The following is an 18,002-nucleotide window of genomic DNA, read 5'->3' as shown; positions in this document are numbered from 1 at the left end:
AAGGGGAAGCCCGTTAATGAAACCTGCATACCCTCAGGATTTCGAGCGGGCCTTGGCGGTGGCCGTGCGCACGCCCTGTGCCAGTTTGGTCAGCAAGGCGCGGCCCTTGTCGCCCGCGATCCCGTCATTGCCATAGACCGCCATCGTCACCAGCGCCCCGTCCAACACCATCGCGCCGCGCCAATGGGTGGGGTCGCTGCCCTCGGGGACCAGTTTGTCGTCGCGGACCTGCACGATCAGCAGCCCGTCCTTTTCCGAGCGGGAAAGGATGTCGTCCTCGCCCAGCGCGCGGAGCATGTTCTGGACGTCCGGGGTGCCCTGCTGCGGGATCAGCGCCGAAACGGTCAGGATCGCCGGCGTGACCATCGATCCGGGCGGCAGACCCGACAGGCCGTCGCACCCGGCCATCAGCACGAAACCGGCGCGGGCGTGGTCTTTCTGGCTGGCGGGATCGACGCAATAGCCCTGCGGCGCGGGGATCTGGATCTGGCCCTGCAACAGGGACGATTTGCGCAGCGCCACGCGGTCCTTTGTCTGGCTGCCGCCATCCGACGGCAGGCAGCCGGCCACCAGGACCAGGCCCAGCGCGGCACTCAGCCCGCGCGCGTATGAGATCGGTGTCCGGATGGGATCGTCCTCGTGGTTGTCGTCCAAACGGGATAGCGCGCGTCTGCGCACCGGGCAAGAGGGACCAAGGGGGGAAAAAGTTACCCCGACTTGCCCCTGTCACACCGCCCCAAAGCCGGATAAACAGGTTTGGACCCGATTTCCCGCCCGAGGCCAGACATGCCGCCCGCCTACGCCGCCCACGAGTTGATGCTGCGCCCTGCCCGCGCCCGCGCGGAACTGTGGCGGACGGGGATGGGGCTGGCCGTGGGGACGGTGATCTTTGCAGGGCTGCAATGGGCGGTGATCGCGGTGCTGATCGCGCTGCTGCCGCCCGACGCCCTGATGACCGTGCAGACCGAGATGGCCCTGGGCAACACCCAGATGGGCGCGGTGATGATGCTGGCCAGTTTCGGGCTGATGGCGATCTCGGTCATGGCTGTCGCCGGGCAGGTGCACAAGCGCCCCGCGCTGAGCCTGCTGGGCCATCTGCCGCTGGTCGGGCCGCAATTCGTGCGGGTGCTGGCGGCTGTGGCCCTGCTGAACGTGGTGATCTGGATCCTGCCCCCGTCCGAGGCGCTGGACGGGATCGAGGCGAATGTTCCCCTGTCGAACTGGCTGCGCTTTCTGCCGCTGGCCCTGCCTGCGCTGCTGATTCAGGTCAGCGCCGAGGAGATGCTGTTCCGGGGCTACCTGCAACAGCAACTGGGCGCACGTTTCGCAAGCCCGTGGGTCTGGATGGGCGTTCCGGCGATGATGTTCGGGCTGCTGCACTACCGCCCGGATCTGCCCGAGACGACGTGGCTGATGATCGCCTGGGCCGTGCTGTTCGGCGTGCTGGCGGCGGATTTGACGGCGCGCTCAGGTTCGCTGGGGCCGGCGATCGCGCTGCATTTCGCCACCAATGCCTCGGCCATCCTGTTCGTGGCGCCGGATGACCTGCTGTCGGGGCTGGCGCTGTACCGGCTGCCAGTGTCGCTGGACGACCCGGACCGGCTGTGGCCCTACCTGCTGATTGATCTGGGCGTGATGGTGACATCGTGGCTGGCCGCCCGTCTGGCGCTGAAATGCTGAGCGCGTATCGCCTGCACGAACATATCGTAGCCCCCGCCCGCGCGGTGTCTGACCCGGTGCGGCTGCTGATCGGCGTGGCTCTGGTCGAGGCGCTGTATGCCGCGGCGATGGCACTGACCGACGCGATGCTGGACCCTCTGCCCGGTGTCTGGACCGAGGGGTACTATTACGGCACGACCCGACTGGGGCTGATCGCGCAGCTGTTCAGCTTTGTGCTGCTGGGGGCGGCGGTGGTGCTGGCCGCCAAGATCCTGCAGCGGCGAGAGGCTTTGGGGCTGTTCGGCATCGGCCCCGGATGGCGGCAGATGCGGCAGGTGACGCTGGCGGTGCTGGGCCTGTTCCTGCTGACCGAGCTGCTGCCCCCCTACTGGAACACCGACGGGATCGTGGTGAGCGGCCTGTTCAGCTGGATCGCGCTGATGCCGGTGACGCTGGCCGCCCTGCTGACCCAGGTCGGCGCCGAGGAGCTGTTCTATCGCGGCTACGTGCAAAGCCAGATCGCCGCGCGGTTCAACAGCCCCTGGGTCTGGCTGACGGTGCCCAACCTGCTGTTCGCTTATGCCCACTGGGATTCGGCAGCGCCGCTGAACGATGCGATCCAATACGTGGTCTGGGCGTTCTGTTTCGGGGTCGCCGCCTCGGATCTGACGGCGCGGACGGGCAATCTGGGGGCCGCGGCGGGGTTCCATCTGGCCAACAACATCTACGCCTTCATGTTCTTCGGCGACGAGGGCATGGACGACAGCGGCCTTGCGCTGTTCCTGTTCCCCTCGGACGGGGGCGAGGAATACGGCACTTACGCCGAGGGCGCGCCGCTGGACTGGCTGAACGCAAGCTTCGCCGTCGAGCTGGGTTTCGTGCTGCTGATGTGGCTGGCAGCACGGGTCGCGGTACGGCGCTGATTGCATTTCCCTTGCGTCCGCCTTATCTGACTGTGCAACACCGTATAACAGGGGCCCTTGCCGTATGAACTGGATCACCAACTACGTCCGCCCGCGCATCAACTCCATCTTCTCGCGCCGTGAGGTGCCCGAGAACCTGTGGACCAAGTGTGACGAATGCGGAACGATGCTGTTCCACCGCGAGCTGTCGGACAACCTGAACGTCTGCACCAACTGCGGCCACCACATGGCGATCACCCCGCGCGCGCGCTTTGACGCGCTGTTCGACGGCGGTGTCTACAACGAGGTGGACGTGCCGGAACCGCTGGCCGACCCGCTGCATTTCCGCGACCAGAAGAAATACCCCGACCGCATGAAGTCGGCCCAGAAATCCACCGGCGAGAAAGAGGCGATGCTGGTCGCCCACGGCGAGATCGGCCGCACGCCGATCGTGGCCGCCTGCCAGGATTTCAGCTTCATGGGTGGCTCGATGGGGATGTATGTCGGCAACGCCATCATCGCCGCCGCCGAAAAGGCAGTGGAACTGAACCGCCCGCTGGTGCTGTTCTCGGCCGCCGGTGGCGCGCGCATGCAAGAAGGCATCCTGTCGCTGATGCAGATGCCCCGCACCACCGTCGCCGTGCAGATGCTGAAAGAGGCGGGCCTGCCCTATATCGTCGTGCTGACCCACCCGACCACGGGCGGCGTCACCGCGTCCTACGCGATGCTGGGCGACGTGCAAATCGCCGAGCCCAACGCGCTGATCTGTTTCGCCGGTCCCCGCGTGATCGAACAGACCATCCGTGAAAAGCTGCCCGAAGGGTTCCAGCGCGCCGAATACTTGCTGGATCACGGCATGCTGGACCGCGTCACCCCGCGCACCGAGATGCGGGACGAGCTGATCACCATCATCCGCATGCTGCTGGCGATGCCCCCCGCGGTGATGGGCGACCTGCCCGCCCCCGAGGACGAAGCCGCCCCCGAAGCGCCCGCCAAGCCCAAGAAATGAGCCCGGACGCCTCCTCTGCCCTTCTGGAGCGGATGAAGACCCTGCACCCCGTCACCATCGACCTGGTGCTGGACCGCATGTGGCGCCTGCTGCACGCGCTGGACGACCCGCAGGACAAGCTGCCCCCGGTGATCCATATCGCCGGGACGAACGGCAAGGGCTCGACCCAGGCGATGATCCGGGCGGGGCTGGAATCGCAGGGGCTGCGTGTGCATGCCTATACCTCGCCGCATCTGGCGCGGTTTCATGAGCGTATCCGGCTGAGCGGGCAGATCATCTCGGAACCCGCGCTGGCGCACGTGCTGGAGGATTGCCTGACCGCGAATGCCGGGCAAGAGATCACGTTCTTCGAAATCACCACCGCCGCCGCCCTGCTGGCAATGGCGCGCGAGCCCGCCGATTACTGCCTGCTGGAGGTCGGCCTGGGCGGCCGCCTGGACGCAACCAACGTGATCCCGCACCCGGCGATGACGATCATCACCCCGGTCTCGCTGGACCACGAAAGCTATCTGGGCACCACCCTGGCGCAGATCGCCGGCGAAAAGGCCGGGATCCTCAAGCGCGGCGTGCCCTGCGTCGTCGGCCCGCAAGAGGACGCGGCGCTGGAGGTGATCGAGGCCAAAGCCGCCCGCCTCGGCGCGCCGCTGCTGGTCTACGGGCAACACTGGCAGGTGTGGGAAGAACGCGGGCGGATGATCTATCAGGACGAACGCGGCCTGCTGGACCTGCCCCTGCCCAACCTGCCCGGCGCGCATCAGCTGCACAACGCAGGCGCCGCCCTGGCCGCCTTGCGCCACCTTGGGATGGACGCCGCCGCCGAGCCCGCCGTCACCCGCGCCGACTGGCCCGCCCGGATGCAACGCCTGCGCCACGGCCCGCTTGTGGAGGCCGCCCCAGGGGTCGAGCTTTGGCTGGACGGCGGCCACAATCCCGCCGCCGGTCAGGCGCTGGCCGCACATCTGGCCACGCTGCCGAAACGCCCGACCTACCTGATCTGCGGGATGCTCAACACCAAGGACGTGGTGGGCTACCTGACCCCGCTGGCCGGTCTGGCCGAACGCCTCTATGCCGTCACCATCCCCGACGAGCCACTGACCCTGCCCGCCGAAGCCACAGCAGCCGCCGCCACAAAGGCAAAGCTGCCGAACGAGATCGCCACAACCACGCTCTCGGCCCTGCAGGCAATCGCAGCCACCGACGCCCATGCGCGCGTCCTGATCTGCGGGTCGCTGCACCTGGCCGGCGCGGTGCTGCGCGAAAACGGCTGATCCCGAATCGGACCGAATCACTTTCTGTTGACTGATTCGCACCGATTCGCCTATGGTCGACCCAAGGCATTCGTCGGTGGCCCACCCACCGAACCGTAGATGGTACATCCGCACCATCCGGGACGACAGGTTAGACAGGCAGGACAGAAAGAGGGGCCGAACCAACGGCCCCCTTTTTATTAGGGGGCGCTGCCCCCGTCCTCTTTCAGAGGACTCCCCCGGAGTATTTTAGTCAGAAAGAAGCCAAGACGCGCGCTTATCTTCTTCTTTTTGAAAATATCCCGGGGTGAATTGGCCGCAGGCCAAGAGGGGCAGCGCCCCTCAACACCGCAGGCAACGGCCGCAGGCCGATGCCAAGATATCCAGCGCGCCGCAGGCGCACAATTGGATCAGTCTTCGGCGGCCCAGTCCTCGGACTGCATTTCGCGCAGGCGGCTGGCGGTGCGTTCGAACTCGAACACGCCTTCGCCTTCGATGTACAGGCTCTCGGGTTCGTCCGCGGCTGAGCAGATCAGCCGGACCTTGGCCTCGTACAGGGCGTCGATCAGGGTGACGAAGCGTTTGGCCTCGTTGAAGTTCGTGCGGCCCAGGCGGGGGACGTTTTCCAGGATCAGCACCTTTACCGCCTCGGCGATGGCCAGGTAGTCGCCGGCGCCCAGCATCTTGCCGCACAGGTCGTAGAAGCTGGCGCGCGCGACGCCGTTGCGGAACTCGGGCAGTTCGACGTCGCGGCCTTTGACCTTGAGCACCAGTTTCTCGGACTCGCCGCCCGACAGGTGTTCCCAGACTTCGCGGATTTTCTGGCGGCTGGCGTCGTTGATCGGCGAGAAGTAGACTGGCGCGCCCTTGAGGCGGTCCTGGCGGTAATCGCGGGGAGAGATCATTTCCCACACGACCATCTGGTCCTTGATGATCTCGATAAAGGGCAGGAACAGTTGGCGGTTCAGGCCGTTCTTGTACAGGTCATCCGGCACGCGGTTCGAGGTCGTCACCACGACCACCCCCTTGGCGAACAGGATCTCGAACAGGCGGCCCACGATCATCGCGTCGGTGATGTCGGTGATCTGCATCTCGTCGAAGGCCAGCACCTTGACCGAGGCGGCGACGTCGTTCGCGACGGGGGCCAGCGCGTCCTCGACCCCGGCCTGACGGTTCAAGTGCATGGCGGCGTGGATTTCCTGCATGAAGGCGTGGAAATGCACGCGGCGGGCGGGCACGGTCAGGTGGTCGACGAACAGGTCCATCAGCATGGATTTTCCGCGACCGACCCCGCCCCACAGGTACAGGCCCTTGGGCGGCGGCGGGGCCTTGCGGAACAGGCCCTTTTTCGCGGGGCGCGAGACCTCCTCGCAGATGCGGTCAAACTCGGGCAGGACGGCTTGCTGCGCCTCGTCGGCGTGCAAAGAGCCATCGGCCACGCGGGTGCGGTATGTGTCCTGAATCCGGGTCATGGCGAGTGGCATACCGTGGGATGCGGGCGTTGTCACGAAAAGTGATGCTGCAGTGCACAAATCCTGAATTGACGCTGCCCGTAATTGTCTTACGAATGCCCGGCGCAACAGGAGAGCCGACATGCAGGCCAAAGCCCCCCTTTTCAATCCCGTGCTGGTCATTGGCTGTCTGATCATCCTGGTCGGCTTTTCCGTGCGGGCCAGTTTCGGCGTGTTCCAGATCCCGATCGCGACCGAGTTCAACTGGCCGCGGGCCGAGTTTTCGCTGGCGATTGCCATTCAGAACCTGGCCTGGGGGATCGGGCAGCCGCTGTTCGGCGCGCTGGCCGAGAAGGTCGGGGATCGCAAGGCTATCGTCGTGGGCGCGTTGTTCTATGCCGCCGGATTGGTGCTGTCGTCCTTTGCGGTGACGCCTGAGGCGCACCAACTGTATGAAATCCTTGTCGGTTTCGGCGTTGCGGGCACCGGGTTCGGGGTGATCCTGGCGGTGGTCGGACGGGCGGCCTCGGATGCCAACCGTTCGATGTCGCTGGCGATTGCAACGGCGGCGGGTTCGGCGGGCCAAGTGTTCGGCGCCCCGGTGGCCGAGTGGATGCTGAGCATGATGCCCTGGCAAGAGGTGTTCCTGGTCTTCGCCGCCGCGCTGATCGTGATGCTGGCGCTGCTGCCGATGATGCGCAGCCCGGTCACCGCCAGCAAGGCCGAGCTGGAGGAAAGCATGGGCACGATCCTGCGCCGTGCGTTCCGCGACCCCAGCTATACGTTCATCTTTTTGGGCTTCTTTTCCTGCGGCTACCAGCTGGCCTTTGTGACCGCCCACTTCCCCGCCTTCGTGACCGAGATGTGCGGCCCCATCGGCGACGGCAGCATCCTGGCCGCGCTGGGGATCAGCAGCACCTCGGCGCTTGGGGCGGCAGCGATTTCGCTGATCGGTCTGGCCAATATCGGCGGCACGCTGCTGGCCGGGTGGCTGGGCAACCGGTACCAGAAAAAGTACCTGCTGGCCGGGATTTACGCGTTGCGCACCATGGTGGCTGCGGCGTTCATTCTGGTGCCGATGACGCCGGCGACGGTGATCCTGTTCTCGATCAGCATGGGCGCGCTGTGGCTGGCGACGGTGCCACTGACCAGCGGGCTGGTCGCGCATATCTACGGTCTGCGCTACATGGGCACGCTGTACGGCATCGTGTTCTTCAGCCATCAGCTGGGCAGCTTTCTGGGCGTCTGGCTGGGGGGCCGGATGTACGACATTTACGGCGATTACACCGCGGTGTGGTGGGTCGGCGTGGGGGTTGGCGCGTTCTCGGCGCTGATCAACCTGCCCATCCGTGAAAAGCGTCAGGCCGTTCCCGCCTGAGCCATGAAGGCCCGCATCGCCGCCGTCAGGTCGGGGGTGTGGGTGTAGACCAGCCCATGCCCGGCCCCGGCCACGGTGTGGTGCTGCAAGGCAGGGTTCCAGCCTGCGGCGACGTCGCGGGCGGCGATGGGGATGGTGCGGTCCTCTGCCCCCCACAGCGCCAGCATCGGCAGGCCCGAGCGCGCCAGCTTCAGGTGGTCGTCGCGGCGCGGCTCGGCGATGATGCCGCGCAACGAAGACAGGACCGCCGGCACATAGCCCGAGGTTTTCGGCTGCGACAGCTGGTAGGCGCCCATGCCGGGGATGAAGGTCGGCAGGGTGGCCTCGGCCGCGACGGCCTGTTGCTGCGAGCGTGCGAACAGCACCCGCATCAGCCAATCCCCCAGCACGGGCAGATCGGCCAGCTTTTGCGCACGGCCCAGCTGGTGTCCCATGCCGACGGGGGCGAACAGGATCAACTGGCGCAGCATTCGGGCATGGCGAGCGGCAAAGCGGGTCGCGATCGCCCCACCCATCGAGTAGCCCAGCAGCGTAATGTCGTCGTGCAGGTTCAGGTGGGCCAGCAGTTCCTCGAGTTGATCGAGGAAGAACGCGCTGTCCTGTCGCCCGTAAGGCCGGTCGGAATAACCGCGCCCGTAAAGGTCATAGACCAGCACCCGGAAGCCCTGCGCGATCAGGTCATCGGCAATCGCGTCCCACACCCGCGAGGGGGTCGTCAGCCCGTGAACGCAGACCGCGACGGGGCCATCGCGCCGCCCGCGCCAGTGGTAATGGGTGATGCCGCGCGACAGCTGAACGAACTCTCCGGGCGCGTCGGTGCGGGCGTTGGAGATGCGCGGCTTGGCCGCCTCGCGCAGGAAGGGCGCTGCCGCGATCGCAGCAAGGGCGGCGACCGGCCAGATCACCGCGCCCGCCATTGATCGAGGATGTAGCGGCTGGTCATCAGGTCCAGATGCGCGCCGCCGCCGTTCTTGAACAGGGTGATCTCGTCATCGCTGCTGCGCTGGAATTTGGCGATGTCATAGTAATCGGCGATCAGGTGGTCGCGAGTGATCGCGCCGGTTTGCAGGGGGATCTCGATCTCGCCGATATGGCCGATGGTAGTGTCGAAGCTGTCCACGAACACGCGGGCGCGTTGCAGGGCGGTGTCGTCAGCCTCGCGCATGTCGGGGCGGTAGGCGCCGATCAGGTCGAGGTGCTGGCCGGGGCGCAGCCAGTCGCCCTTGATGTTGGGCTGGGTGGACATGGTGGCAGAGGTCACGATGTCAGCGGCGCGGACGGCGGTTTCCAGATCGGTGGCGACCTGCATTCCGGGGAATTCGTCGGCCATCGCCCGAGCATTCGCCACCGTACGGTTCCAGATGGTAAAAGTGGCATCCGGGAAGGCCGCGCCATAAGCCTGCCGCAGCGAGCGGCCCACGGTGCCGGCACCGACGATCAGGATGTTGCGGCTGTCGGGACGGGCAAGCTTGGTGGCGGCCAGCAGGCTGTCGCCGGCGGTTTTCCACTTGGTCACCAGGTGGAAATCGACCAGCGCCTCGAGCATCCCGTCCGTGTCGGAGTAGAGCGACACGCCGCCGTTGACCACGCCCAGCCCGCGCGCCGGGTTTCCCGGAAACACGGTGGCAGATTTCACGGCCAGGCCCATTCCGTCGATCCACGCGGCGCGGTTCAGCAGGGTGTCCTTGCCACGGTAAAGGAAGGTGTCCGCGATCTCGGCCTTCGGCAGCTTATGCCCGGCCTCAAGTGCGGCGATGAAGCCCATCCAGTCGAGCAGTTTCTCGCCTTCGTCAAAGGGGATCATGGGGATGGTCATTGGATATCCTCGTGGTTCAGCAGGCCGTGGGCCAGCAGGCAATCGGCCCAGCCGTCGGGGCCTTGGAACAGGTGGGTCTGCCAGCCGCGCGCGGCGGCGGTGGCGATGTTCTCGGGCTTGTCGTCGGTAAAGAGCAGACGGGACGGAGCATAACCGCTGTCACGCTCCAACGTCTCGTAGAAATCGGGGTTGGGTTTGATCTGGCCCAGATGCGCCGAGATATAGGCGCGGTCGAAGGTGGTCAGGAACGGGTAGCGGGCGCAGGCGATGTCAAAGGTTTCGCGGCCGAAATTGGACAGGGCCAGTACCGGGATACCGCGTTGTTTCAGCGTGACCAACAGGCGGACCGAGCCGGGGATTTCGGGGCTGGCCATGTCGATCCAGTGATCCCAGAACATACCGATTTCATTGGCGAAATCGGGGTGGTCGGCAGCAGCCTCGGCCATGGTGTCGCGCAGGGGTTCGCCAGCGTCCGAGCGCAGGTTGTAGGACTCAAGATCGACGGTGTCGAACAGGGCCTTGGTGCGGTCTGGGCCAACGGCGCCGGTAAAGAACCGTACGGGATCGTATTCAATCAGAACGCGGCCGATATCCCACACCACGGCGTCGATCATGATTTGGCCTTTCGCAGCACACGCTCCAGCGCGTCCAGAAAGCGCGAGCGGTCGGATTTCGAGAATCCCTTGCCGCCGCCCTGCCGGAACGGATCGGCGGCGCGCAGGTCTTGCATCAGGTCGCGCATCGCAAGGGCGTTGCCGATATTGACCTGGGTCAGCGCCTCGCCATCATGTTTCAGCACCTGGGCACCAGCCGCCACGCATTTCGCGGCCAGAGGGATATCGCCGGTGATCACCACATCCCCAGGCCCGGCGCGGTCGGCGATCCACATGTCGGCCACGTCCGGCCCTTCGGGAACGATGACCACCTCGACCAGCGGGTTTTGCGACAGGCGCAGGCCGCCGTTGCAGACCAGTTTCACCGGGACGCGGTGACGGGTGGCCACGCGCTCGGCCTCGTCCTTGACGGGGCAGGCATCGGCATCGACGTAGAGGGTGGTCACGAATACAGCGCCTCGGCGTGGAAGGCGACGTGATCCTCCATGAAGGTAGAGACGAAGAAGTAGCTGTGATCGTAGCCCTTTTGCAGGCGCAACTGCGCGGGGATGCGGCGGGCCATGACGGCGTTGGCCAGCGCCTCGGGCATCAGGTGATCAAGGAACTGGTCGTTCGAGCCGGTGTCCACCAGCAGCGGGATGTCCAGCCCTTCGGCCTGCATCATCAGGGTGGCGTCGTGGGGTGTCCACATATCCTCGTCCGGGCCGAGATAGGCCAGCAGTTGCTTGCGGCCCCATTCCCCGGCAGTCGGGTGGCAGATCGGCGCAAAGGCCGAGACCGAGCGGAACCGCCCCGGCAGGCCCATCGCCAGCGTCAGCGCGCCGTGGCCGCCCATGGAATGGCCGGTGATCGACTGGCGGTCCTCATCGACGTTGAAATTGGCGGTGATGATGCGGGGCAGCTCCTCGGCCACGTAGTCCCACATTTGGTAATGCGGCGCCCAGGGGTCTTGCGTGGCGTTGACGTAGAACCCAGCGCCCTTGCCCAGATCGTAGCCCGGATCGTCGGCCACATCTGCCCCGCGCGGAGAGGTGTCGGGAAAGACCAGCGCGATGCCCTGCTCGGCCGCCCAGGCCTGCGCGCCCGCCTTGACCATCGCGTTTTCATGGGTGCAGGTCAGGCCCGACAGATACCACAGGACGGGCACCGGGGCGTGCTGCGCCTCTTCGGGCATGAACAGCCCGAACGTCATGCTGCAATTCGTGCTGTGCGAGGGATGGCGGTAGACGCCCTGAGTGCCCCCGTAGCAGCGGTTTTCCGAAATCGTTTCCATCGCACTCTCCTGCAGCTTTGCCCAATGGCTAGCGCAGGGGGCGCGCATGGGCAAGGATCACGGCAGCTGAACCCATGCGATCACGGCGGAAACCGTGAAAATGCTCAGCGCGGTGGAGATCAGGATCGAGGCAGAGACGCGATGCGGCGCCACCCCGTAATGCCGCGCCAGGATGTAGACGTTGCCCGCGACCGGCAAAGCCGCCGCAGCGATCATGACCGAGGCGGCGTAGGGCTCGACCTCGAACAGTACCAGCGCGGCAAAGGCGACGGCAGCGGGATGGAGCACCAGCTTGCCAAAGGACAGCCATCCGGCCACCGCCAGCCGCTCGGCCGATTTGGAGGCCAGCGACGCCCCGATCGCAAACAGAGCGCCGGGCGTGGCGGCGGCACCTAGGATGCTGACGAACTCGTTCAGAGGAGTGGGGATCGGAATGCGCAGCGCCGACCAGGTCAGGCCAAGGGTAATCGACACGATCATCGGGTTCTTCAAAAGGCCCATCCCGACGGTGCGCAGGATCGCAGGCGACACCCGCCCGTCGCGCGCCCCGGTGATCAGGATCACGATCAGGCTGCCGAACACGATCAGATCAACCGCCAGCACCAGCATGACAGGCCCGATCGCCGCCTCACCCATCAGCAGCACCAGCATCGGCACGCCGAGGAAACCGACATTGCCGATCACGGCGCATTGCGCCTCGACGGCGGCCTCTTCGATCCCGCGTTTGCGCAGCAGGGCCACGGCAGTCGCCACCAAATAGATCGCGCCGGTGCCCGCCAGGTAGGCCAGAACAAACGGCAGATCGAAGACCTCGGCCAGGGTCAGGTTGGCAGAGAACCGGAACAGCATGGCGGATAGCGCGAAGTAGAAGACAAACTTCGTCAGCCAACCCGTCGCCTCGTCTGTAAAGAACCGGGTTCGCCCGGCGCCATAGCCCAGCCCAATCAGCGCAAAGAAAGGAAGCGTTTTGAAGAAAATCTCGATCATTGGGCATGCGTAGCAGGATGGTGTTCTTCGTCAATCGTTTTGGCAGACTGAGAGGGAGGAAAGGGGGGCTGTCTGCCCCCCTCGGCCTGCGGCCTCACCCCCCGAGGATATTTTCTAAAAGAAGAAGCAACGGAATGTTAACCAAACCCCGCCATACCGGACGGGCGGTACAGGCGGGGACGCCGATGACCGTAAAAGGAGAAGCCCCCTGCCGTCCGATGTGATGCGCAGGGGGTCGCCTTGTCTTCTTCTTTTTCCAAATATCCCGGGGGAGTCGCCCGTAGGGCGGCGGGGGCAGCGCCCCCTTAACCCGAGCCGATCAGCACGCCCGCCGCGAAGACAAGGGCGCCGCCTAGAACCACCTGAAAGGCCGCGCGGAAGAACGGGGTATCCATGTATTTGTTCTGGATCCAGGCGATGGCCCACAGCTCGAAGAACACCACGACGAAGGCGGTGATGGTGGCCGTCCAGAAATCCGGGATCAGGTAGGGCAACGCGTGGCCCAGGCCGCCGACTGCGGTCATAACGCCCGACGCCACGCCGCGTTTCACCGGCGAGCCACGGCCGGAGAGTTCGCCGTCGTCCGAGGCGGCTTCGGTGAAGCCCATCGAGATGCCCGCGCCGATGGAGGCGGCGAGGCCGACGAGGAATGTCTCCCAAGTGTTTTGCGTAGCGAAGGCGGCGGCGAAGATCGGGGCCAGGGTCGAGACCGAGCCGTCCATCAGCCCGGCCAGGCCCGGCTGCACCCAGGTCAGCACGAATTGGCGGTGCGCGGCGCGGTTTTCGGTGTCGCGGGCGTCGTCATCCAGGTGTTTCTTTTCCAGCTTACCGGCGGTGTACTGGTGGCCCGCTTCGGCGGCGGCCAGGTCGCCCAGCAGTTTGCGCGTGTCGGCATCCTGGGTGCGCTTTGCGGCGGCCAGGTAGAAATGCTCGGCGTCGCGTTCCATCGCCTCGGCCTCGGCGCGGATGCGTTCCAGGCCCAGGTTCTCGACCAGCCATACGGGGCGACGCGCGTAGTAGCCGGCGACGTGTTCGCGGCGGATCAGGGGGATGACCTCGCCAAAGCGGCGGCGGTGCAGCTCGATCAGGCGGGCGCGATGGCCGTCTTCTTCTTCGGCCATGCCTTCGAAGATCTTGGCGGTGTCGGGAAATTCGGCGTGCAGCATCTGGCCGTAGCTGCGGTAGATGCGGGCGTCGTCCTCCTCGGACGAGATGGCAAGCGCCAGGACCTCTTGCTCGGACAGGTCGCGAAAGCGGCGGCGTTGGCTGAAGAAACGCATGGCGAACCCTTTTTGGAATAATTCTAATCATATTGGCCTTTTGGGCGGCGACAAGCCCCCTCTGGCACCTTGCTGAAACTAAACCGGACAGTTTATAGTTTTGCAATCGCACCCAAGGACGCAGGCATGGACCAAGCCGAAAAGCCGATCATTCGTACCGGACGCAAATTCGAGCAAGTTCTTGAAGGGGCGCGTGAAATCTTTATGCGGGATGGGTTCGAAGGCGCCAGCGTGGACGACATCGCGCGGGCGGCGGGCGTGTCCAAGGCGACGCTGTACAGCTATTTCCCGGACAAGCGGCTGCTGTTCATGGAGGTCGCGCAGACCGAGTGCAACAGGCAGGCAAACGAGTCGATGGACCTGGTGGATCGGCACGCGCCGGTGCGGCAGGTGCTGGAGTTCGGCGCGCGGCGGATGGTGCAGATTCTGACCTCGGACTTTTCGCAGCAGATGTTCCGGGTCTGCGTGGCCGAAAGCGAACGCTTTCCCGAGTTGGGGCGCAAGTTCTACGAATCCGGCCCGGCGACGGGCAGGCGGCACATCATGGATTACCTGAAAGAGGCCGCGCAGCGCGGCGAGGTGGCGATCGAGGATATCGAGTTGGCCGCCGATCAGTTCATGGAGCTGTGCAAGGCCGATCTGTTCGTGAAGATGGTCTTTGGTATCCGCAACAGCTTTACCCCCGTGGAAATCGACCGCGTCGTGATGGGCGCGGTCGATACGTTCATGGCGCGGTACGGGGCTTAGTAGACCACGACGGCGCGGATCGACTTACCCTCGTGCATCAGGTCGAAGCCGTCGTTGATCTGCTCCAGACTGAGGGTGTGGGTGATCATCGGGTCGATCTCGATCTTGCCGTTCATGTACCAATCCACGAATTTCGGCACGTCGGTGCGGCCCTTGGCGCCGCCGAACGCGGTGCCTTTCCAGACCCGGCCGGTGACCAGCTGGAACGGACGGGTGCTGATCTCGGCGCCCGCGGGGGCGACGCCGATGATGACGCTGACACCCCAACCGCGGTGCGAGCATTCCAGCGCGTCGCGCATGACCTTGACGTTGCCGGTGGCGTCAAAGGAGTAATCGACGCCGCCGATCTGGTCCTTCTCGGTCTTGGTCAGGTCAACGATGGCCTGAACGGTGTTGTCCACCTTGGACGGGTTCACGAAATGGGTCATGCCGAACTTCTTGGCCATCTCGGCCTTGTCGTCGTTCAGGTCCACACCGATGATCATGTCGGCCCCGGCCATGCGCAGGCCCTGGATCACGTTCAGACCGATGCCGCCCAGACCGAAGACAGCGGCCTTTGAGCCGATCTCGACCCCTGCCGTATTGATCACCGCGCCGATGCCGGTGGTGACGCCGCAGCCGATGTAGCAGATCTTGTCGAAGGGGGCGTCCTCGCGCACCTTGGCCAGCGCGATTTCGGGCATCACGGTGTGGTTGGCGAAGGTCGAGCAGCCCATGTAGTGATAGATCGGCGTGCCATCCAGCATGCTGAACCGGGTGGTGCCGTCGGGCATCAGGCCCTGACCTTGGGTGTTGCGGATCGCGGTGCACAGGTTGGTCTTGCCCGACAGGCAGGACGGGCATTCGCGGCACTCGGGCGTGTAAAGCGGGATGACGTGATCGCCGGGCTTCAGGGTGGTGACGCCCTCGCCGACCTCGATCACCACGCCTGCGCCTTCGTGGCCCAGAATGCAGGGGAACAGCCCTTCGGGGTCCGCGCCGGAACGGGTGAATTCATCCGTGTGGCAGATGCCGGTGGCCTTGATCTCGACCAGGACTTCGCCCTTTTTGGGGCCGTCCAGGTTGACTTCCATGATCTGCAGGGGTTCGCCGGCCTTCAGGGCCACGGCTGCCTTGGTACGCATATATTCCCTCCGATGCGTTTACTCGTTCTAACCATACGCTTGCGTATGCAATGGCATCGCCCGCGCGCCTAGTTGTCCATGCGGTAGAGCTTATGGCAAGCGCCACATGTCTGCCCAATGGTTCGCATCCCGGTTTGGACGCTTTCCAGCGAGTCCACATTCACGGATGCGACCGCCCGGCCCATGTCTGCGGCCTTGGCGGTGAAATCGTCCCAATTCTGCCAGATCGCGGGCAGGGCCTCGGATTTCGGATCGGTGGCAGGGGATTTGAAGGCCGCCGGGATGGCGGCGGCGTTTTCGATCAGCGCGGCCTTGGCCTGTTCGACCGCGTCGGGATCAAAGGCCAGCGCGCCCTTTGCGGTGTCGCCCAGCACGGCCATGTTGTTCTTGACCGAGCCCATCAGGTCCATGCGCGCCTTGACCTGCGGATCCTTGACCCCGCCATGAGCCAGCGCGGCGCTGGCGGCAATCAGGGCCACGAAGGTCAGATATCGGATTTTCATGCGGCCTCCTGTGATTTGTACAGGGGGACAGCCTAGCCCGTTGGACGGGAATGAAAACCAAGGCGAGGCGATTTTTCGCCTCGCGGTGCGTTTTTATAGCGCGCGCAAGCCGCCCACCACGAAATCCGTCGCCAACACGGCATAGGTCGCGCGGTCCATCCCCTTGCCGGGGCGGTGCCACATGTAGAACCAGTTCAGGATGGCGAACACCGTCATGGTGGCGCCGCGCAGACGCTCGGCATCGTTCGCCAGTTTGGGCTGAACCTGCAGAACGGCGGTGCTCATGATCTCGACCAGTTCGCGCTGGGTGGCGACCAGCGGGGCCTGCTTGTCCTTGGGCAACACGCCCAACGCGTCGATCTGGAGCTTATGCTCGGCGTCGGCGTCTTCGTAGGCCGTCAGGATGGCGCGGATCAGCTGGCCGATCCCCTCGCCCTCGGACGCCTGAACCTGATCCAGCAGCTGGCCCAGATGATCGTCGAGGATGTCGAACAGCAGATCCTCTTTCGAGGACCAGTAGTGGTAGATCAGCGCCTTTGACACGCCACAGGATTTCGCCGCGCCGGTCATGCTGGCGCGGTCGAACCCGTGGGCGGCGAAATAGGCCGCCGCCCCCTTGCGCAGGCTTGCGCGTTTCTCGTCGTGATCTCTGGCCAGACCCCTCGCCATCAGCGTTCCTTAGGACGGTTGTCGATGATGCGAACCGCCTTACCCTCGGAACGGGCCACTTTACCAGAGCCAGCGACGTTCACCTTGACGCTGATGCCGACGTTCGACTTGACCTTGCCGGCCAGATCGCGCGCCGCGCGCTCGGTCACGTCCAGCGACATCCCCTCGGCCAGTTCGACATGCACGGTCATGATGTCCATGCGGTCGGGGCGGCTGAGTTCGATCTGGAAATGCGGCGCCAGGGCCGGAATTTCCATCAGCTGTTCCTCGATCTGGGTCGGGAAGACGTTGACGCCGCGCAGGATGATCATGTCGTCCGAACGGCCCGTGATCTTTTCCATCCGGCGCATCGAGCGCGCGGTGCCCGGCAGCAGGCGGGTCAGGTCGCGGGTGCGGTAACGGATGATCGGGAAGCCCTCTTTGGTGAGCGAGGTAAAGACCAGCTCGCCCAGCTCGCCGTCGGGCAGCACTTCGCCGGTGTTGGGGTCGATCACCTCGGGGTAGAAGTGGTCCTCCCAGATGTGCAGGCCATCCTTGGTTTCGACGCACTCATTCGCGACGCCGGGGCCGATGACTTCGGACAGGCCGTAGATATCGACGGCGTGCATGTCGAAGGCGTCTTCGATCTCGCGGCGCATGGCGTTGGTCCAAGGTTCCGCGCCGAAGATGCCGACCTTGAGCGGCGATTTGCGCGGGTCCAGGCCCTGCTTGGCATATTCGTCCAGAATGGACAGCGCGTAGGAGGGGGTCACGGTGATGCCGTCGGCGCCGAAATCCTCGATCAGGCGCACCTGGCGCTGGGTCATGCCGCCCGAGACCGGGACCACGGTCAGACCGGCACGCTCGGCGCCGCCGTGGATGCCCAGACCGCCAGTGAACAGGCCATAGCCATAGGCGTTGTGCAGCACGTCGCCCGCCCGCAGACCCGAGGCGCGCAGGCAGCGCGCGACCACGTCGGCCCACATGGACAGGTCGTTCTTGGTGTAGCCCACCACGGTCGGTTGGCCGGTCGTCCCCGAGGACGCATGCAGGCGCGCGATCTGTTCGCGCGGCACGGCAAACAGGCCGAACGGGTAGTTGTCGCGCAGGTCCTGTTTGACGGTGAAGGGGAACTTCGCCAGATCAGACAGGGATTTCAGGTCGTCTGGATGCACGCCCGCCGCGTCGAATTTCTGACGGTAGAACGGGACGTTATCGTAGGCGTGCCGCAGCGACCACTTCATGCGTTGCAACTGCAGCGACGCGATTTCGTCACGCGATGCGGTTTCAATAGGGTCCAGGTCGCCGGGCTTGGGCGAAAGATCTTTCATGACACGTTCCTCCACTAAACGGTGCCGTATGGT

19 protein-coding genes are annotated in these 18,002 nt (G+C 65.1%); 6 read left to right on the top strand and 13 right to left on the bottom strand.

The window, feature by feature from the left end:
- Window positions 1-33: 33 nt before the first annotated feature.
- Complete coding sequence (locus tag E7681_RS09915) at window positions 34-654, bottom strand: hypothetical protein (protein WP_136339131.1); 621 nt, start codon at window positions 652-654, stop codon at window positions 34-36.
- Between the two features lie 132 nt (window positions 655-786).
- Between E7681_RS09915 and E7681_RS09910 the strand changes: the two genes are divergently transcribed.
- The 4 genes from E7681_RS09910 to E7681_RS09895 all read left to right on the top strand — a co-directional run bounded on the left by E7681_RS09910 (window position 787) and on the right by E7681_RS09895 (window position 4,838).
- The gene (locus E7681_RS09910) at window positions 787-1,680 is read left to right on the top strand and encodes a CPBP family intramembrane glutamic endopeptidase (protein ID WP_136339130.1); all 894 of its coding nucleotides are present in this window, start codon (window positions 787-789) and stop codon (window positions 1,678-1,680) included.
- Complete coding sequence (locus E7681_RS09905) at window positions 1,647-2,582, top strand: CPBP family intramembrane glutamic endopeptidase (RefSeq protein WP_168733186.1); 936 nt, start codon at window positions 1,647-1,649, stop codon at window positions 2,580-2,582. The genes E7681_RS09910 and E7681_RS09905 overlap by 34 nt, the downstream gene beginning before the upstream one ends.
- Before the next feature lie 64 nt (window positions 2,583-2,646).
- Window positions 2,647-3,570: an acetyl-CoA carboxylase, carboxyltransferase subunit beta gene (accD, locus tag E7681_RS09900; protein WP_136339128.1), complete on the top strand. Its 924-nt coding sequence runs from the start codon at window positions 2,647-2,649 to the stop codon at window positions 3,568-3,570.
- Window positions 3,567-4,838: a bifunctional folylpolyglutamate synthase/dihydrofolate synthase gene (locus tag E7681_RS09895; protein WP_136339127.1), complete on the top strand. Its 1,272-nt coding sequence runs from the start codon at window positions 3,567-3,569 to the stop codon at window positions 4,836-4,838. Before accD ends, E7681_RS09895 begins: the two co-directional genes overlap by 4 nt.
- Before the next feature lie 389 nt (window positions 4,839-5,227).
- Here E7681_RS09895 and zapE read toward each other — a convergent pair whose 3' ends face one another.
- Window positions 5,228-6,289, bottom strand: coding sequence for a cell division protein ZapE (zapE, locus tag E7681_RS09890; RefSeq protein WP_136339126.1), 1,062 nt, complete (start codon window positions 6,287-6,289; stop codon window positions 5,228-5,230).
- Window positions 6,290-6,410: 121 nt separating this feature from the next.
- Between zapE and E7681_RS09885 the strand changes: the two genes are divergently transcribed.
- Entirely contained in the window at window positions 6,411-7,646 is a 1,236-nt protein-coding gene (locus E7681_RS09885) for an MFS transporter (RefSeq protein ID WP_136339125.1), read from the top strand.
- Here E7681_RS09885 and E7681_RS09880 read toward each other — a convergent pair.
- The 7 genes from E7681_RS09880 to mbfA form a co-directional block, all read right to left on the bottom strand.
- Window positions 7,628-8,563 carry an alpha/beta fold hydrolase gene (locus E7681_RS09880; RefSeq protein ID WP_136339124.1) on the bottom strand — a complete coding sequence of 312 codons (936 nt, stop codon included), beginning with the start codon at window positions 8,561-8,563 and terminating at the stop codon, window positions 7,628-7,630. The two genes, E7681_RS09885 and E7681_RS09880, sit on opposite strands and share 19 nt — an antisense overlap.
- Window positions 8,548-9,462 carry an ornithine cyclodeaminase family protein gene (locus E7681_RS09875; RefSeq protein ID WP_136339123.1) on the bottom strand — a complete coding sequence of 305 codons (915 nt, stop codon included), beginning with the start codon at window positions 9,460-9,462 and terminating at the stop codon, window positions 8,548-8,550. Before E7681_RS09875 ends, E7681_RS09880 begins: the two co-directional genes overlap by 16 nt.
- Window positions 9,459-10,076 carry an HAD family hydrolase gene (locus E7681_RS09870; RefSeq protein ID WP_342777055.1) on the bottom strand — a complete coding sequence of 206 codons (618 nt, stop codon included), beginning with the start codon at window positions 10,074-10,076 and terminating at the stop codon, window positions 9,459-9,461. Before E7681_RS09870 ends, E7681_RS09875 begins: the two co-directional genes overlap by 4 nt.
- Window positions 10,073-10,522: a YaiI/YqxD family protein gene (locus tag E7681_RS09865; protein WP_136339121.1), complete on the bottom strand. Its 450-nt coding sequence runs from the start codon at window positions 10,520-10,522 to the stop codon at window positions 10,073-10,075. The genes E7681_RS09870 and E7681_RS09865 overlap by 4 nt, the downstream gene beginning before the upstream one ends.
- Complete coding sequence (gene fghA / locus E7681_RS09860) at window positions 10,519-11,349, bottom strand: S-formylglutathione hydrolase (RefSeq protein WP_136339120.1); 831 nt, start codon at window positions 11,347-11,349, stop codon at window positions 10,519-10,521. Before fghA ends, E7681_RS09865 begins: the two co-directional genes overlap by 4 nt.
- A gap of 57 nt (window positions 11,350-11,406) precedes the next feature.
- Window positions 11,407-12,336 carry an AEC family transporter gene (locus E7681_RS09855; RefSeq protein WP_136339119.1) on the bottom strand — a complete coding sequence of 310 codons (930 nt, stop codon included), beginning with the start codon at window positions 12,334-12,336 and terminating at the stop codon, window positions 11,407-11,409.
- A 305-nt stretch (window positions 12,337-12,641) separates the two neighbouring features.
- Window positions 12,642-13,616 (bottom strand): iron exporter MbfA, encoded by a 975-nt coding sequence (gene mbfA, locus E7681_RS09850; protein WP_136339118.1) that lies wholly within the window; start codon window positions 13,614-13,616, stop codon window positions 12,642-12,644.
- A 126-nt stretch (window positions 13,617-13,742) separates the two neighbouring features.
- Here mbfA and E7681_RS09845 point away from each other — a divergent pair, with 126 nt between their 5' ends.
- Entirely contained in the window at window positions 13,743-14,363 is a 621-nt protein-coding gene (locus E7681_RS09845; RefSeq protein WP_136339117.1) for a TetR/AcrR family transcriptional regulator, read from the top strand.
- Here E7681_RS09845 and E7681_RS09840 read toward each other — a convergent pair.
- The 4 genes from E7681_RS09840 to paaK form a co-directional block, all read right to left on the bottom strand.
- Window positions 14,360-15,487, bottom strand: coding sequence for an S-(hydroxymethyl)glutathione dehydrogenase/class III alcohol dehydrogenase (locus E7681_RS09840; protein ID WP_136339116.1), 1,128 nt, complete (start codon window positions 15,485-15,487; stop codon window positions 14,360-14,362). The two genes, E7681_RS09845 and E7681_RS09840, sit on opposite strands and share 4 nt — an antisense overlap.
- 68 nt (window positions 15,488-15,555) lie before the next feature.
- Window positions 15,556-15,990: a c-type cytochrome gene (locus tag E7681_RS09835; RefSeq protein WP_136339115.1), complete on the bottom strand. Its 435-nt coding sequence runs from the start codon at window positions 15,988-15,990 to the stop codon at window positions 15,556-15,558.
- A 93-nt stretch (window positions 15,991-16,083) separates the two neighbouring features.
- Window positions 16,084-16,659 carry a TetR/AcrR family transcriptional regulator gene (locus tag E7681_RS09830; RefSeq protein WP_136339114.1) on the bottom strand — a complete coding sequence of 192 codons (576 nt, stop codon included), beginning with the start codon at window positions 16,657-16,659 and terminating at the stop codon, window positions 16,084-16,086.
- Window positions 16,659-17,969 (bottom strand): phenylacetate--CoA ligase PaaK, encoded by a 1,311-nt coding sequence (paaK, locus tag E7681_RS09825; protein ID WP_136339113.1) that lies wholly within the window; start codon window positions 17,967-17,969, stop codon window positions 16,659-16,661. The genes E7681_RS09830 and paaK overlap by 1 nt, the downstream gene beginning before the upstream one ends.
- Window positions 17,970-18,002 lie beyond the last annotated feature (33 nt).

Source organism: Thalassobius vesicularis (assembly GCF_004799325.1).
Taxonomy (GTDB): Bacteria; Pseudomonadota; Alphaproteobacteria; order Rhodobacterales; family Rhodobacteraceae; genus Thalassobius; species Thalassobius vesicularis.
This window is presented reverse-complemented; position numbering and strand designations above follow the sequence as displayed.